This window comes from Notoacmeibacter sp. MSK16QG-6 (assembly GCF_024158145.1).
Classification (GTDB): Bacteria; Pseudomonadota; Alphaproteobacteria; order Rhizobiales; family Rhizobiaceae; genus Notoacmeibacter.
In genome coordinates, this window is sequence record NZ_JAMYXM010000001.1 from 987,030 (window position 1) to 1,002,450 (window position 15,421).

Below are 15,421 nucleotides of genomic sequence, written 5' to 3' on the forward strand. Positions count from 1 at the left end.
TGCCGATGGCGCGGCTCAAAATGCTTGAAGTCAACACAGACCGACAAAAACAGCGCCGAGTTGCGCACTGGTAATTAAGGGGCGATAGAATTATTTACTATTGACATGACCTCTGTAATCAGTGCTAGGCGTTACGCCTAGCACTGGGCGTCACGCTCAAATTTGGAGAATGTTATGCTACTCGCTGGATACGACGTCCGTAAAGCTGCGCAAGCCGCTGCGTTCTTCGCCCTTAAATCAGGCGGAAGCATAAATGTGCTTAAACTATCGAAGCTGATGTATCTCTCGGAGCGAGAATTTATGGCTCGCTTCGACGAGCCGATGTTTTATGATCGGTTATTTTCTATGCCTGATGGTCCCGTAGCGTCCGTCACTCTGAACCTCATGAATGGTAACGCTGAAGATCAAACTTGGAGCGAATTTCTAGCTCCGCGAGACGGTTACGCCATACCGCTAAACGGCGATGTGGAATTTGACGCCCTTGACACCCTTTCGCGTGCCGATCTTTCGGTGTTGGAGAGCCTTTGGGATAAATTCAAAGATTTCGACAAATATGCAATTCGTGATTGGACGCACGGTCGAGCCAACGTTCCTGAATGGCGTGACCCTAATGGGTCTTCGATGCCTATCCACCACGAAGAAGTATTTCGCTACCTTGGTCGCGACGACTGCGTGGAACTGGCCGAAGAGGTACAGAGCCACCGTCGGATGCACGAATTTATCTTGGCGGCGGAAAGGTAAGTTGGAATTCGATCCCAAGAGGGGCGATACACTGCTGATCCCCTCGGGTGCTACGGGTATGCACCTCTTTGTGATCTTAAACAACAGGTGCCCTCAGGGTCAGCACCTCGCTATTTCTATCACCACAATACGCACGAAACGGCATGATCCGAGTTGCGTTTTTCAAGGTGGTGAGCACCCGTTTATAAGACATCCTTCATACGCATATTACCGCGATCCTTTGCAAACTAATGCTAATCGAATGGTTGCGGGATGTGAGAAAGGGGTCTTTGTGCCCAAGGAACCGATGAGTGAGGCAGAAACGGCTCGCATTACTGCTGGCCTGTTTGCGTCCGATTTTAGTCCTCCTTGGGCAATCAGATACTTGCGTGCGTTGGGTTATTAGTAATCGCAATATATTACGCCGCCTGCATAGCAGCCGATGAGGATGTGACCTTGTTGAATGCAATCATGTTAGTTTAATTTTCGGCGCTGTAGCTCTCATCCTAGCCCGACGTAAGGCGTGGCTGCATCGGCGGGCTGAGCGAGAATCGCTGGTCGCCGCGTAATTGGGGGCCGTTTAGGCTGAACTGAAAAGTGGCCATGCATTGCACCTTCCGTTGTGGTAGGTCAAACCATCCGATCCACCCTTCCCCCATCTGCTCCTTTCCCCTATAAACATCGTGGGCCGGAAAATATTCCGGTCTGGGGCCTAGAAAACCCCTGCCTAGTGGCCGGTATCGAAGCCGGCCGGTATCCTTCTCGACCAGCTATGGCCGGGGAGGCCTCGACGCATGTTCAAGGCGAAAGCCCAAAGGTCGGGGCGGCCGTCTAGGCACGGTTTTTCTAGCTCCCCGGTCACCAGCTCGTCTGGTGACCGTTTCCACCAATGATTTCATTGGCTTGTCTCTATCTGGCAAGCGTGAAACGGGGAGTTGCCGATGAGTGACTACAATTTCCGCGCCGATCTGCTCGATACGTTTCAGTCCGCGCCGGACGGAATCAAGGCGCTGATGCTGATTCTGCCGCTGGCCTTCGCGCTCGGCTTGCTCATGGTGCTGCTGCATCACCGCCGCGCCGCCCGCCGCCATGAGCGGCTCGATGCGATGGAGCGCGACGACCGCCATGCCGAACGCGAGCAGTTGCTGGAGGCGGCGCTGGCCGATCTGCGCTGGCGGGATGGTGAGATCGCCAGGCGCGCGCCCCGCCCGCTGCGACAGGATGAGCGTTTCGATGAGACGCTTATGCTGGGCCGGAATTAGGGGGCGTTTCACCTCCCCATTGAGGGGGTGAGAAGCGGTCGGCGCAGGCCGATCGGAAGCCAATGATTTGGCTTGCGAAGCGCCGAACGCCCGGAGCGCAAGCGAAGGGCTTAGCGCGCAGCGTCTTTCGGGTGGGCGTGGTCCGCCTCACAGTTCGTTCAAGAACCCCCACCCGGATCGTCTTCGCTTCGCTTGCCTCTCCGACCTCCCCTCAAGGGGGAGGTGGGTGCGTTCAACGCGGGGCGACGCCCTTCAGGATAATGCTCAGCACCGCCTGCGCCGCCTGATCGTGAAAGCCGGCCCGGCCGGCCTGTTTGCCGAGAACGGCGTGGATCTGCACGTCGAAATCGGCATAATGCTGCGTCGTCGCCCAGATGGTGAAGATCAGGTGATAGGGGTCGATCGGCGCAAGCCGGCCCTCATCCACCCAGCGGCGGATCGTGCCCGCCTTTTTCTCCACAAGCTGACGAAGGTCCGTCTTCAAAAAGCGCTCGATATGCGGCGCGCCGGCCAGGATTTCGCCGGCAAACAGGCGCGAGGCCTCGGGCTGCTCGGCGGAGAGCGCCATTTTGGCGCTGATGTAGCGGCGAAGCTCTTCCACCGGATCGCCATCCGGATCGAGCGCATCGAGCGGCATGAGCCAGCCCATCAGCACCTCTTCCAGCACCGCGGCGTAAATGTCCTGTTTGCGCGGAAAGTAATAAAGGAGGTTCGGCTTGCTCATGCCGGCATGGGCGGCGATCTCGTCGAGCCGCGCGCCACGCAGCCCATGTCTGGCGAAGACCTCACGCCCCGCCGTCAGAATGGTTTCGCGGTTGCGACTCTGGATACGCGACCGGCCTTCCGGGTCGTTGCTGGACTGATCCGATATGGTGCTCAAAACCTGTCGCCTTTCATCAGGATTGCCGGCTAATTGTGCATCGCACTCTTCTGCCTATGGACGATGCACGAAACGCTTGACCGGCCCTTTCTCATTCCATAGCCTCCGATTTTGACCAAACAGTCAAGTTTCCGGCTGGCGTCAATGCAAGGAGGGATCGATATGAGCTTGCAGTCCAATATGCGGATCGACGCGGACCGGCTCTGGGACTCGATCCACGAAATGGCGGAAATCGGCCCCGGCGTTGCCGGCGGCAACAACCGCCAGACGCTGACCGATGACGACGCCAAGGGGCGCGCGCTCTTCCAGACATGGTGCGAGGATGCGGGCCTGACGATGGGCGTCGACCAGATGGGCACCATGTTCGCGCGGCGCGAGGGAACCGACCCCGACGCGCTGCCGGTCTATGTCGGCTCCCACCTCGACACACAGCCCACCGGCGGGCGCTATGACGGGGTGCTCGGCGTGCTCGGGGCCCTGGAGGTGGTGCGGACGCTGAACGACCTCAACATCAAGACCAAGCACCCCATCGTCGTCACCAACTGGACCAATGAGGAAGGCACGCGCTTCGCGCCGGCCATGATGGCGTCGGGCGTTTTCGCCGGCGTGCTCGACATGGAGGACGTCTACCAGCACACCGACGCGCAGGGCAAAACCTTTGGCGAGGAGCTGGAGCGGATCGGCTGGAAGGGCGATGAAGAGGTCGGCGCGCGCAAGATGCACGCCTTCTTCGAACTGCATATCGAGCAAGGGCCGATCCTAGAAGCCGAAGGCAAGGATATCGGCGTCGTGACCCATGGGCAGGGGCTGCGCTGGATCCAGTGCACCGTGACCGGCAAGGAAAGCCATACCGGCTCGACACCCATGCCGATGCGCAAGAATGCGGGGCGCGGCCTCGCCCGCATCACCGAACTGGTGCACGAAATTGCCATGAAGCATCAGCCGAACGCCGTCGGCGCGATCGGCCATGTCGACGTCTATCCCAATTCCCGCAATATCATTCCCGGCAAGGTCGTCTTCACCGTCGATTTCCGCTCGCATTTGATGGAGATCATCGAGGCGATGCTGGAAGAGTTCTACGAAAAAGCGCCGAAGCTCTGCGAGGAGATCGGCGTTGAGTTCGAGAGCGAGGTGGTCGGCCAGTTCGATCCGCCGGCCTTCGACGAGGATTGCGTCGCCGCCATCCGCAACGCCGCCGAGACGCTTGGCTATTCGCATCGCGATATCGTTTCCGGCGCGGGCCACGACGCTTGCTGGGTCAACAAGCTCTATCCGACCGCCATGGTGATGTGTCCCTGCGTCGACGGGCTGTCGCACAACGAAGCCGAAGAGATTTCGAAGGAATGGGCGCAGGCCGGCGCGGACGTCCTGCTCCACGCCGTGGTGGAGACGGCTGAGGTGGTGGGGTGAGAATGAAAGCCCCCTCGCCCAAGTACGGCATCGGCTCGGCAAAGCCTCGTCGTGCCTCCCTATCCCGCTCCCCTACGGAGCGAGGGAATAGCGGCGCCGCATTTTCCGAGAGGGAGACCGTTCTGCAATCCGTGCTTGCCATTCTTGAAGAGCGCATCGGTGGACCCGAAACAGGCGCGAGATTTTCGCCTGCTTCGAAAGCCAAGAAACCTATGCGATGAGGGGGAACGACCCCCTCACCCAAGCCCGACCTGGCCTTGCTGCGCATCGGCCGGTCTCACTATCCCTCTCCCCATTGGGTCGAGGGAAAAGAGGAGCCGCAAAATGACCACCACACTTATTCGCAATGGCACGGTCGTCACGGCCGATCTGACCTACAAGGCCGATGTCAAAATCGCGAACGGCAAGATCGCTGAGATCGGAGAGGACCTTGCCGCTGACGGCGCGACCGAACTGGACGCGACCGGTTGCTACGTCATGCCGGGCGGCATCGACCCGCACGTCCATCTCGAAATGCCTTTCATGGGCACCTATTCGTCCGACGATTTCGAGAGCGGCACGCGCGCCGGCCTTGCCGGCGGCACCACCATGGTGGTCGATTTCTGCTTGCCCGAGCCGGGCCAATCGCTACTGGAGGCGCTGCAGCGCTGGGACAACAAATCCACCCGCGCCAATTGCGACTATTCCTTCCACATGGCCGTCACCTGGTGGGACAAGCAGGTGTGGGACGAGATGGAGACCGTGGTGAAGAATCACGGCATCAACACCTTCAAGCACTTCATGGCCTATAAGGGCGCGCTGATGGTGAACGATGACGAAATGTTCGCTTCGTTCCAGCGCTGCGCCGCGCTCGGCGCGCTGCCGCTCGTCCATGCGGAGAATGGCGATGTGGTCGCGACGCTGCAGCAGAAGCTGCTAGCGGAAGGCAATGACGGGCCAGAGGGCCACGCTTATTCGCGCCCGCCCGAGGTGGAAGGCGAAGCCACCAACCGCGCCATCATGATCGCCGACATGGCGGGCGTGCCGCTTTACGTCGTCCACACCTCCTGCGAGCAGGCGCATGAGGCGATCCGCCGCGCCCGGCAAAAGGGAATGCGCGTCTATGGCGAGCCGCTGATCCAGCATCTGACGCTTGATGAGAGCGAATATTTCAACGAAGACTGGGACCATTCGGCGCGGCGCGTCATGAGCCCGCCCTTCCGCAACAAACAGCACCAGGATTCGCTCTGGGCCGGGCTGCAGTCCGGTTCGCTCTCCGTCGTCGCGACCGATCACTGCGCCTTCACCACGGAGCAGAAGCGCACCGGCGTCGGCGATTTCACCAAGATCCCGAACGGCACCGGCGGCCTCGAAGATCGCCTGCCGATGCTCTGGACCTATGGCGTCGGCACGGGCCGCCTGACACCAAACGAGTTCGTCGCCGTCACCTCGACCAATATCGCCAAGATCCTCAACATCTATCCGCGAAAGGGCGCGATCCTGGTCGGCGCCGATGCCGATATCGTCGTCTTCGATCCGGAGAAGGAAAAGACGATTTCGGCCAAGAGCCAGCAATCTGCGATCGATTACAATGTCTTCGAAGGCAAAAAGGTGAAGGGCCTGCCGCGTTACGTCCTGTCGCGCGGCAAGGTGGTCATCGACGATGGCGCGGTGAAGACCGAGGAAGGACACGGGCAGTTCGTCAAGCGCGAGCCGTTCCAGGCGGTCAACAAGGCGCTCTCGACCTGGAAGGAACTGGTCGCCCCGCGCAAGGTCGAGCGCAGCGGCATTCCGGCAAGCGGGGTGTGAGGGCGTTGGTCGAGAACAACGCCCCCTCTCCGCCACGCTCCGCGCGGCACCTCTCCCCAAAGGGGCGAGGGTGGAGCAAACCGCACCCGTCGCGAGCCAAGCCAACCGGCGCATTGAAACGCGCCCGCGCAATGCGCAAGAAGCCGACCGATGCAGAGGCTTGGCTCTGGACGGAGCTTCGGAAAGAGCGGTTGAATGGCTACCGCTTCAGCCGGCAGGTTCCACTCGGGCGGTACATTGCCGATTTCGTTTGCCGAAAGGAGAAGTTGATCGTGGAAGTCGATGGCAGCCAGCATGCCGAAAGTACCCACGATGCACTTCGCACGGACTGGCTCAATAGGAATGGCTACTCTGTCCTGCGATTCTGGAACGAGGAAGTGCTAAAGCAACGCACTATGGTCTTGAATACGATCCTTGCTACACTCGACAAACGTTTGCCACCAAGCAAGTTCCACGCACCCGCTCACCCTCTCCCCCGCGGGGAGAGGTGCCGAGCGCAGCGAGGCGGAGAGGGGATGCGGCGATGACGATTGTAGAGCCCTCGACGAATGATCGTCTCCTTTGGATAAGGAGGCTGATATCGCATGAGTGAAATACGCGCCCTCAACGGCGTTCTCGAAGCGGCGGTCTATGTCGACGATCTGGACTCCGCGCGCCGCTTCTACGGCGACTTGCTCGGGCTGGAAGAGATCATGGCCGTCGAGGGGCGACACGTCTTCTTCCGTTGCGGTACGACCATCGTGCTGTGCTTCATTGCCGAGGCCACGCGCCGGCCTACCCAATCGGAGACGCTGCCGGTTCCGCCCCACGGCGCCGAGGGGCCGGGGCATATCTGCTTCTCCGCAGATGGCGCGACACTCGACGGCTGGATACAGCGGTTGGAAGATGGCGGCGTCGAGATCGAGGCTGACTTCAACTGGCCGAACGGCGCGCGCTCTGTTTATGTCCGCGATCCGGCCGGCAATTCGGTTGAGTTTGCCGAACCGCGCCTGTGGGAGTCTGCCGCATGAACGCGCCACTTGCTGTTTCTGCTACCGAGCCCGTCATTTCCGCGCGCGATCTCGATCTGGTGTTCCAGACGGCCGATGCGCCGGTGCATGCGCTGTCGGATATCGACCTGACGATCAGAAAGGGCGAGTTCGTTTCGCTGATCGGCCCGTCCGGCTGCGGCAAGACGACGCTGCTGCGTGTGATCGCCGATCTCGAACAGCCGACCGGCGGTACCATTTCCGTGAACGGCATGACGCCGGAGAAAGCGCGTGAGGCGCGCGCCTATGGCTACGTCTTTCAGGCCTCGGCGCTGTTTCCCTGGCGAACCATCGCCAAGAATATTGCCCTGCCACTGGAGGTGATGGGTATCGATAAGGCCGAGCGCGACCGCCGTGTCGAGAAGAACCTGGCGCTTGTCGACCTGAAGGGCTTTGGCAAGAAGTTTCCGTGGCAGCTTTCCGGCGGGATGCAGCAGCGCGCCTCCATTGCCCGCGCGCTTGCCGTCCAGCCCGACATGCTGCTGATGGACGAGCCCTTCGGCGCGCTGGACGAGATCGTCCGCGATCACCTCAACGAGCAGCTTCTGAAGCTCTGGGCGCGGACGAAAAAGACGGTCGTCTTCGTCACCCACTCCATTCCGGAGGCGGTGTTCCTCTCCACACGGATCGTGGTGATGAGCCCCCGCCCCGGCCGTATTCACGAGATCATCGATTGCGATTTGGGCGACGATCGCCCGCTCGATATTCGCGAAACGCCGGAGTTCCTCGCCATCGCCCAGCGCGTCCGAGACGGGCTCAGAGCCGGACACGCCTATGATGAGTGAGCCCAAGCAATGAGCTTCCGGGCTGAAATAGAACCCTGGATCGTGCAGGCCTTGAAGGCTTATGGCGGGAAGGCAACTGTCGTAGCGATCGCTAAATATATTTGGGAGAATTTTCGTAGCGAAATCGAAGGATACGACCAAGCTCTCTACACGTGGCAATACGATATGAGGTGGGCCGGTCAATCACTTCAGAAAAAAGGGGTCATCCGCAAGGAGCGATCAGGTTGGACTCTACTGGAGAGGAGTGCCTCGATTGGCATCTAGTCGCGAGTTGGCCACACCGGGCGGCGGCTCGGGTTTCTGGCCAATTTTCAGGTCACTGCGATCAGCGCTGACTTCGCGCGCCCTGCCGGTCGTCGCGGTGCTGCTCGGCATTCTGGCGATCTGGTATCTCGGCGCTGTCTGGCTGAACGCCCCGTTCGCCTATGATGTTGCGGCCCGCTCCGACACCGAACTTTCCTTCGCCGAACTTCTTTCGCAAACCATGAGCCAGCAACGGCCCGTCCTGCCCGCGCCGCATCAGGTCGCTGCCGAGATGTGGAAGACCGTCGTCGAGATCGCACCGACCTCCAAACGCAGCCTGCTCTATCATTCCGGCGTCACGCTTTCGTCCACCCTTCTCGGCTTCGTGCTCGGCACCACGCTCGGCGTTGTCCTTGCCATCGGCATCGTTCATTCGCGCGTCCTCGACCGCAGCCTGATGCCCTGGATCATCACGTCGCAGACGATCCCGATCCTCGCCATCGCGCCGATGATCATCGTCATCTTCGCCAGCCAGGGGATCACAGGCCTGCTGCCGAAGGCCTTCATCTCGATGTATCTGTCGTTTTTCCCCGTGGCCGTCGGCATGGTGAAGGGGCTGCGCTCGCCGGACGCGATGCATCTGGACCTGATGCGCACCTATAATTCCAGTCGCCTGCAAACGCTGCTGAAACTGCGCCTGCCTGCCGCCATGCCGTTTCTGTTCGCCTCCATGAAGGTCGGCGTCGCGATCAGCCTTGTCGGCGCGATCATCGGCGAGTTGCCGACCGGGGCGGTGGCCGGGCTCGGTGCGCGGCTCCTTGCCGGCTCCTATTACGGGCAGACGGTGCAGATCTGGAGCGCGCTGATGACGGCGGCGCTGCTGGCGGCGGTTCTGGTCATCCTTATCGATATCGCCTCGCGCGCGGTCACGTCCCGCATGGGGGTCCGCTGATGAGCACCGACGCTGTTCTCTGGACGGGCCTGATCGTCTGGGCCCTCGCTTTCGCTGCCAATCTCGGCCTGTCCCGTATCGATGCCAAGGGCGGAGCCAAGCGCTCGATCGATCTGCTGATCCCGATCCTGTTCGGGATCGGCCTTCTGGCGCTGTGGGAAGGGCTGACGCGCGGGCTCGGCGTGCCAACCGTCATTCTGCCGCCACCGAGCATGATCTGGGACCAGATCACCTCTTCCGTGCCGACGCTCTGGGCCGATTTCAAGCAGACTTATCTGAAAGCCGTTATCGCCGGCTATCTGATGGGCTGCGGGGCGGGTTTCGTCGTCGCGATCCTTGTCGACCGGTCGCCCTTCCTGCGGGCCGGGCTTCTGCCGGTCGGCAATCTGGTCTCGGCGCTGCCGATCATCGGCATCGCGCCCATCATGGTCATGTGGTTCGGCTTCGACTGGCCGTCCAAGGCGGCGGTCGTCGTCGTCATGACGTTCTTTCCCATGCTGGTGAACACGCTGGCCGGGCTGACGGCAGCGGGGCGGATGGAGCGCGACCTGATGGCGACCTACGCCGCGTCCTACTGGCAGACGCTGTTTTCGCTGCGCCTGCCTGCCGCAATGCCGTTCATCTTCAACGCGTTAAAGATCAATTCCACGCTGGCGCTGATCGGCGCCATCGTCGCCGAGTTCTTCGGCACGCCCATTGTCGGCATGGGCTTTCGCATTTCCACCGAGGTCGGCCGTATGAATGTCGATATGGTCTGGGCCGAGATTTTCGTTGCCGCCATCGCCGGATCGCTATCCTATGGATTGCTGGCGCTTGCCGAGCGGGCGGTGACCTTCTGGCATCCCTCCAACCGCAGTGCTCGCGCATGACGGTCGGAGGCAAAAGGGCAAGCGGCGGGCCTGCAACCGCCGCGGAAAACAACAAATAAGGAGCGCATGATGAAGAAGACATTCGCCACGATGGCCCTTTCGGCCACCATCGCCCTCGGCGCGGGCCAGACGGCCTTCGCCCAGGAGATGGACAAGCTGACGCTGCAGCTGAAATGGGTAACGCAGGGCCAGTTCGCCGGCTACTATGTCGCAAAGGACAAGGGCTTTTACGAAGACGTCAATCTCGATGTCGAAATCAAGCCGGGCGGCCCGGACATCGCTCCGCCGCAGGTGATTGCGGGCGGCGGCGCTGACGTCATCATCGACTGGATGCCCTCAGCGCTGGCGAGCCGCGAAAAGGGCGTGGCTCTGGTCAATATCGCCCAGCCGTTCAAACGTTCCGGCATGATGCTGACCTGCCGCAAGGACACCGGCATTGAGAGCCCGGAAGACTTCAAGGGTAAGACGCTCGGCGTCTGGTTCTTCGGCAATGAATATCCGTTCCTTGCATGGATGAGCAAACTCGGTATTCCGACCGAGGGCGGCGAAGAGGGCGTGGAGGTGCTGAAGCAGGGCTTCAATGTCGATCCGCTGATCCAGAAGCAGGCCGACTGCATCTCGACCATGACCTATAATGAGTACTGGCAGGTGATCGACGCCGGCTACAGCGAAGACGATCTCGTCGTCTTCAACTATACCGACCAGGGCGTCGCGACGCTTGAAGACGGCCTCTATGTGCTGGAAGAAGATCTCGACGATCCGGCGATGGTCGATAAATACGCCCGCTTCGTCGCCGCTTCGATGAAGGGCTGGGAATACGCCCGCGAGAACCCGGACGAGGCAGCTGAAATCGTGCTCGAAAACGACGCCACCGGTGCGCAGACCGAGGAACACCAGAAGCGGATGGTCGGCGAGATCAACAAGCTGACGGAAGGCTCCGACGGCACGCTCGACGTTGCGGCGGCTGAAAATACGGTCGAGACGCTTCTGTCCGGCGGCTCCGATCCGGTCATAACCAAAGCGCCGGAAGGCGCATGGACCGATGTCGTCACCGAAAAGGCCAAAGAGGTCGAGATGGAATGACGCTTCGCCAACTGGCGAAGACATTTATGGCATGAAGATAATGGAGGCGGGTCCGGTGTGGCCCGCCTCCGTCCGTTGCGGCGGCGAAATTTCTTGACGCGGACGCTTGCAAAGCGTCGTCAGCGGCTTTAGGTAGCCGCTCACGGCAGCGATGGCGACGCCCGCTGCCATACGCCTTTATGGCATGCGCGCTCGTAGCTCAGCTGGATAGAGCACCAGACTACGAATCTGGGGGTCGGGAGTTCGAATCTTCCCGAGCGCGCCATTCTCTCTTCGTTCGAACAGCTTGCCCTCGCATTATTCAAGTTCGGACTTCGTCCTCCGGGCACGCCGCTCTCTTTCACTTCACGAGAGCATGCTGCCTACGCGGCATGAGATCGATCAGCCTTCCGCTTTCTCGCGGCGCGCCTGAAACTGGATAGGCGCATCCGGTAATTCGATGCGGAAACAGGTGTAGCCGCCGCGGCTTTCGACCAGTTCCAGCTGGCCGCCATGCGCACGGACCAATTCGTGGGCGATCGCCAGACCTAGACCGGTGCCGCCGGTCCGCGCCGAGCCGTGAAAGGCGGTGAAAAGGTTCTCGAGCGCCTTTTGCGGCAGGCCGGGACCGGTATCTGAAATGGCGATGAAGGCGACAGCACCCTCGCGGCGAGCGGAAACCGTCAGCCGACGAACCAGACCGGGGCGATCGGCTTCGTTCGACATCGCCTGAAGCGCGTTGCGGCACAAATTGTTGATGATACGGAACAGTTGCTCGGCATCCGCATCGACCTCGAAACCGGCACCGACCTCGTTTTGAAATTCCACCGCCTCGGCCTCGATTTCGGCAACCTGGCGCACTTCTTCTACCAGGGCATGGAGGTTTAGACGGCGGCGGTCGGGCGCACGTTCACGTGTCTTGCCGTATTCCAGAATGTTCGTCGTGTAGGCGATGGCGCGATCCATTGTTTCCACAAGACGCGGACCGAATTTCTGCACCATGGGATCGGAGGAGCGCTCCAGCCGCTCCGTCAGGATCTGAGCCACCGTGAGAATATTGCGCATATCATGATTGATCTTGGAGACGGCCAGACCAAGATCGGCAAGGTGGCGTTGCTGGGCCAAGGCGTCGGTCAGGCGTAACTGCATGGCGTTTAGCTGGTCCTCCGCGACGCCGATCTCGTCGTCGCGGCCGCTTGGCTTCATGATCCGGGACCGGTCGTCCGGGTCCTGGCCATAGGTGATCATGGAGCGGGTCATGCGGCGGATCGGTGTGATGAACAGTCTCACGATCACGAAGAAGACCATGCTCGCGGTGATCGCCGACACAAGCAGGGAAAGCAGCGCAATATTTCGCGAATAGGCGATCAGTCCGTCACGTAACGGCCCTTCCGGCACAACGATCTCGTAGGTCTTGTCCCGGTCGCCATCGACCGCGCCGTAAACACGCAAAATGCGTTCGCTATCGGAAAAGAGCGTCCGCAATGTTTCCGGAATGGCGGCGATTGGACGGCGCGCATCGTTCATGTCGATCGACGCGTCCACCGTCAGCAATTCGTCGGGACCAGCAATCACCCGGCTGACCGTCTCGTCATGCATTGCAATGAAGCGGACGCCCGTATCGCGCAGAATCCGTTCGCGTGAACTTTCATTTACCGGCCCCTCGGCGGTTTCGAGCAGAACCCGGCCCGCAGCTGCGGCAGCGCTGAGCTTGTCGCCTAGCCAGTTCGCGCGGAAATTCGCCGCTGACGGCGGGAAGATCAGAATTTCCGCCAGAAGAACGAAGCATGCGGTAAAAAGGAGCAGTTTGCCTGACAAAGCGCGGCTTAGCGGAACCTGGGCAGCGGCGGAAAGCGACGCCTCCTGCCGGTCGGCGCTGTCGTCTGGCGCAGGCGGTGACGGGGTTTCGCGCGCAGACCGTTCCGCGTGCCCGCTTCCGAAATGTCGGGCGTCCTCAGCGGAGGCGTCGCCCCGGTGCGAAAGGCGACCGATGGCCGGATAGATTTTCGTTTCGTGTCGGTCGTCCATGGCCCTCACTCCGGACGTTCCGGGGAGTTTAGCCGAACCGGCGCAGAAATGCGATCAATTTGCGAATGCGCGGGTCGCGGGCCATCGCCGAATAATAATCCGTTGCGGCGCGCTTGCCGATTTCGCCGCGCGTCGGATAGGGCGGCACGTAACCCGTCACGTCGGAAGGTTTCATGCCTTTCTGCACGGCGAGACACCATAGACCGATCATTTCGTCCGCCGCATCGCCGAAAATGTGAACCCCAACGATCTTACCGCCAGCGATGACCAGTTTGACGTGCCCGTCCGTCTTCCGCTCGGCGCGGGCGCGATCATTCTCGGCCAGGGGGAAACGACGGATATCGACTTTGCCGTGTTTTTGCCGCGCATCCTCTTCGGTCAGACCGATCTGCGCCAGCGGCGGATCGCAATAGGTCACTGCAGGCTGAATGTTCGCATTCATTTTCGCCGGCAGGCGGAAGAGAAGCGGGCGCATGATCAGGCCGGCCTGATAACCGGCAGTGTGGGTGAAGGCCGGTCCGCCAGACACATCGCCGACTGCGTAGACCCGTTTGTTGGTCGTGCTGCGTAAACCGCTATCGACCTCAATGCCGGTTTTCGGATCATGGGCAATATTTGCCGCATCGAGATTGAGCGTGTCCGTGTTCAACCTGCGCCCGGTCGCGACCAGTAGATGCGTTCCGCTGGTGGAATGCGCATTTTGGCCCCTGCCCGTGTTCACCGTGATCGCACCCGCCTCGCCCGAAACGGAAGACACCATCGCGCCTTCATGGATGTCGATTCCCTCGCCTCGGAGAGAGGCAAGCGCCAGTTCCGCCAATTCCCGGTCGGCGCGTCCCATGGCCGCCTGCGCTTCGAAAACGGTAACTTTACTGCCAAGCCGGTGAAACGCCTGCGCCATCTCTATGCCAATCGGCCCGCCGCCGAGCACCAGCAGATGGTCCGGCCGCTCGGTCAGATCGAACAGGGTTTCGTTGGTAAGATAAGGCGTATCGGCCAGCCCATCGATAGGCGGCACAGAAGGGCGCGAGCCGGTGGCGATGACGTAGCGCCGTGCCCTGATCCGTTTGCCGGCGGCCTCGACCGTCTCGCCATCGACGAAGCGGCCCTCGCCCTCGATTACATTGACGCCCATCGCCGTGTAACGCGGCACGCCGTCATGCGGCGCGATGGAAGCGATTACGCCCTTTACGTGCGCCATGACGGCTGTGAAGTCGATGTCGGGTTCGACATTGGCAATGCCGAAACGGGAAGCGCCGTGGCGCATTTCATGAGCGGTGCGTGCCGCGGCGATCAGCGCCTTACTGGGCACACAGCCGACATTGAGGCAGTCGCCGCCCATTTTATCGCGCTCGATCAGAACGGTCGGAACGCCGAACGCCGCCGCCGCCGCCGCCACGCTCAGCCCGCCGGAGCCAGCGCCGATCACGCAAATATCGGTTTCGATGGGGTCCTGTTCAGGCATGAAAGATCTCTCGAGTGGATGAAGGGCTTCAGTCGCCTGGATGGCTTTTAAGACGGCGGTGGCGGGCGACCAAAGTGCCGAGCAGCGCCACAGCCGATAGGGCTCCAAAAGCGATGAGAAGCTCGGTCGTGATCAGATCGCCGACGCCGATTTCCCGGCCGGCCTCCGCAGCGCTCGTCAATGTAGCGTCCAGCCCCGCTCCAAGCCAGGCATAAGCAAAACAGCCCGGTAGAATGCCGATAGCCGTCGCCAGAACATAAGTGCGGAGCGAAACGTTGAAGAAGGCTGGCGCGATATTGATGACGAAGAAAGGAAAAATTGGCGCGAGGCGTAGCGCCAGGAGATAGCCGAAGGCGTCGTTTTCGAAGCCCTTGGCGAATTTGTCCGCCGTGCCGCCGAGTTTTTGGCGAAGTGTTCCCGCCATGGCGCCTCGTGCCGCGAGAAACAGAATCGTCGCTCCGAGCGTCGCACCAATCGCGATAACGATACCGCCAAGGAGCCAGCCGAATAGAAAGCCGCCGAAAATGGAGAGGACCGAGGCGGCTGGAAACGAGATCGCCACCGCGAGGGCATAGATCAATCCATAGCCGAGCGGAGCCAGAACCGGCCATTGCTCTACGAAACCGTTCAATGTCGCGCGATAATCGGCCAAGGCTGAAAGCGAAATGTAGCGATGCAGGCCAAGAAAGTAGGCCAGCGCCAGCGCGGCAGCGATCAGGGCGATTGGAATGAACCGGGTCAGCCCCTTCCTGGAGGCTGCGCCGGCTTCGCCATCGCCATCGGCGCCGTTGCGGACAGGCCCACCCCGTGTTTCCACCTCGATCATCCGCTTTCCTTTCAGCCGCTTTCGTTCGTAACGCCCCCTTGTATTCTAGGGTCGCAGGCTGTTCGTTACAGGCAGCCGCCATCACGACGCCTCACGGCTTCGT

At 61.0% G+C, this 15,421-nt stretch carries 14 protein-coding genes and 1 tRNA gene; 11 read left to right on the plus strand and 4 right to left on the minus strand.

The genetic code is table 11. From position 1 onward, the window contains the following. Window positions 1-174: 174 nt before the first annotated feature. On the plus strand, window positions 175-741 hold the full coding sequence (locus NIM86_RS04635; protein ID WP_253379561.1) for a Panacea domain-containing protein: 567 nt from the start codon (window positions 175-177) through the stop codon (window positions 739-741). Between the two features lie 920 nt (window positions 742-1,661). After that, entirely contained in the window at window positions 1,662-1,982 is a 321-nt protein-coding gene (locus NIM86_RS04640) for a hypothetical protein (RefSeq protein ID WP_253379562.1), read from the plus strand. A gap of 232 nt (window positions 1,983-2,214) precedes the next feature. On the opposite strand, the gene NIM86_RS04645 is transcribed toward NIM86_RS04640, so the two are convergent. Continuing rightward, window positions 2,215-2,862 carry a TetR family transcriptional regulator C-terminal domain-containing protein gene (locus NIM86_RS04645; RefSeq protein WP_253379564.1) on the minus strand — a complete coding sequence of 216 codons (648 nt, stop codon included), beginning with the start codon at window positions 2,860-2,862 and terminating at the stop codon, window positions 2,215-2,217. A 162-nt stretch (window positions 2,863-3,024) separates the two neighbouring features. Between NIM86_RS04645 and NIM86_RS04650 the strand changes: the two genes are divergently transcribed. From NIM86_RS04650 to NIM86_RS04690, 9 genes are all read left to right on the plus strand, one after another. Continuing rightward, window positions 3,025-4,272 carry a Zn-dependent hydrolase gene (locus NIM86_RS04650; protein ID WP_253379566.1) on the plus strand — a complete coding sequence of 416 codons (1,248 nt, stop codon included), beginning with the start codon at window positions 3,025-3,027 and terminating at the stop codon, window positions 4,270-4,272. A 324-nt stretch (window positions 4,273-4,596) separates the two neighbouring features. Beyond that, a complete protein-coding gene (hydA, locus tag NIM86_RS04655; RefSeq protein ID WP_253379568.1) occupies window positions 4,597-6,060 on the plus strand; it encodes a dihydropyrimidinase in 1,464 nt (487 codons plus the stop codon). Next, complete coding sequence (locus NIM86_RS04660; protein ID WP_371872834.1) at window positions 6,057-6,587, plus strand: endonuclease domain-containing protein; 531 nt, start codon at window positions 6,057-6,059, stop codon at window positions 6,585-6,587. The genes hydA and NIM86_RS04660 overlap by 4 nt, the downstream gene beginning before the upstream one ends. 57 nt (window positions 6,588-6,644) lie before the next feature. After that, the gene (locus NIM86_RS04665) at window positions 6,645-7,070 is read left to right on the plus strand and encodes a VOC family protein (protein ID WP_253379571.1); all 426 of its coding nucleotides are present in this window, start codon (window positions 6,645-6,647) and stop codon (window positions 7,068-7,070) included. Beyond that, on the plus strand, window positions 7,067-7,873 hold the full coding sequence (locus NIM86_RS04670) for an ABC transporter ATP-binding protein (protein ID WP_253379572.1): 807 nt from the start codon (window positions 7,067-7,069) through the stop codon (window positions 7,871-7,873). The genes NIM86_RS04665 and NIM86_RS04670 overlap by 4 nt, the downstream gene beginning before the upstream one ends. Window positions 7,874-8,192: 319 nt before the next feature. Further along, on the plus strand, window positions 8,193-9,068 hold the full coding sequence (locus NIM86_RS04675; RefSeq protein WP_253380724.1) for an ABC transporter permease: 876 nt from the start codon (window positions 8,193-8,195) through the stop codon (window positions 9,066-9,068). Further along, on the plus strand, window positions 9,068-9,937 hold the full coding sequence (locus NIM86_RS04680; protein ID WP_253379573.1) for an ABC transporter permease: 870 nt from the start codon (window positions 9,068-9,070) through the stop codon (window positions 9,935-9,937). Before NIM86_RS04675 ends, NIM86_RS04680 begins: the two co-directional genes overlap by 1 nt. A gap of 69 nt (window positions 9,938-10,006) precedes the next feature. Continuing rightward, the gene (locus NIM86_RS04685; protein WP_253380726.1) at window positions 10,007-11,020 is read left to right on the plus strand and encodes an ABC transporter substrate-binding protein; all 1,014 of its coding nucleotides are present in this window, start codon (window positions 10,007-10,009) and stop codon (window positions 11,018-11,020) included. A gap of 188 nt (window positions 11,021-11,208) precedes the next feature. Further along, a tRNA-Arg gene (locus tag NIM86_RS04690) sits at window positions 11,209-11,285 on the plus strand. A 116-nt stretch (window positions 11,286-11,401) separates the two neighbouring features. On the opposite strand, the gene NIM86_RS04695 is transcribed toward NIM86_RS04690, so the two are convergent. From NIM86_RS04695 to NIM86_RS04705, 3 genes are read right to left on the minus strand one after another with little or no spacing between them, the layout of a single operon-like run. Continuing rightward, window positions 11,402-13,027 carry a HAMP domain-containing sensor histidine kinase gene (locus tag NIM86_RS04695; protein WP_253379577.1) on the minus strand — a complete coding sequence of 542 codons (1,626 nt, stop codon included), beginning with the start codon at window positions 13,025-13,027 and terminating at the stop codon, window positions 11,402-11,404. Between the two features lie 28 nt (window positions 13,028-13,055). Next, window positions 13,056-14,492 (minus strand): NAD(P)/FAD-dependent oxidoreductase, encoded by a 1,437-nt coding sequence (locus NIM86_RS04700; protein ID WP_253379578.1) that lies wholly within the window; start codon window positions 14,490-14,492, stop codon window positions 13,056-13,058. Window positions 14,493-14,520: 28 nt separating this feature from the next. Continuing rightward, entirely contained in the window at window positions 14,521-15,318 is a 798-nt protein-coding gene (locus NIM86_RS04705) for a TVP38/TMEM64 family protein (protein WP_253379579.1), read from the minus strand. Window positions 15,319-15,421 lie beyond the last annotated feature (103 nt).

Excerpts from the sequence above, each read along its gene's own strand:
- NIM86_RS04635 (WP_253379561.1), top strand. The coding sequence starts at position 175 with ATGCTACTCGCTGGATACGACGTCCGTAAAGCTGCGCAAGCCGCTGCG.
- NIM86_RS04685 (WP_253380726.1), top strand. The coding sequence starts at position 10,007 with ATGAAGAAGACATTCGCCACGATGGCCCTTTCGGCCACCATCGCCCTC.
- hydA (WP_253379568.1), top strand. The coding sequence starts at position 4,597 with ATGACCACCACACTTATTCGCAATGGCACGGTCGTCACGGCCGATCTG.
- NIM86_RS04670 (WP_253379572.1), top strand. The coding sequence starts at position 7,067 with ATGAACGCGCCACTTGCTGTTTCTGCTACCGAGCCCGTCATTTCCGCG.
- NIM86_RS04650 (WP_253379566.1), top strand. The coding sequence starts at position 3,025 with ATGAGCTTGCAGTCCAATATGCGGATCGACGCGGACCGGCTCTGGGAC.
- NIM86_RS04705 (WP_253379579.1), bottom strand. The coding sequence starts at position 15,318 with ATGATCGAGGTGGAAACACGGGGTGGGCCTGTCCGCAACGGCGCCGAT.
- NIM86_RS04695 (WP_253379577.1), bottom strand. The coding sequence starts at position 13,027 with ATGGACGACCGACACGAAACGAAAATCTATCCGGCCATCGGTCGCCTT.
- NIM86_RS04665 (WP_253379571.1), top strand. The coding sequence starts at position 6,645 with ATGAGTGAAATACGCGCCCTCAACGGCGTTCTCGAAGCGGCGGTCTAT.
- NIM86_RS04700 (WP_253379578.1), bottom strand. The coding sequence starts at position 14,492 with ATGCCTGAACAGGACCCCATCGAAACCGATATTTGCGTGATCGGCGCT.
- NIM86_RS04680 (WP_253379573.1), top strand. The coding sequence starts at position 9,068 with ATGAGCACCGACGCTGTTCTCTGGACGGGCCTGATCGTCTGGGCCCTC.
- NIM86_RS04640 (WP_253379562.1), top strand. The coding sequence starts at position 1,662 with ATGAGTGACTACAATTTCCGCGCCGATCTGCTCGATACGTTTCAGTCC.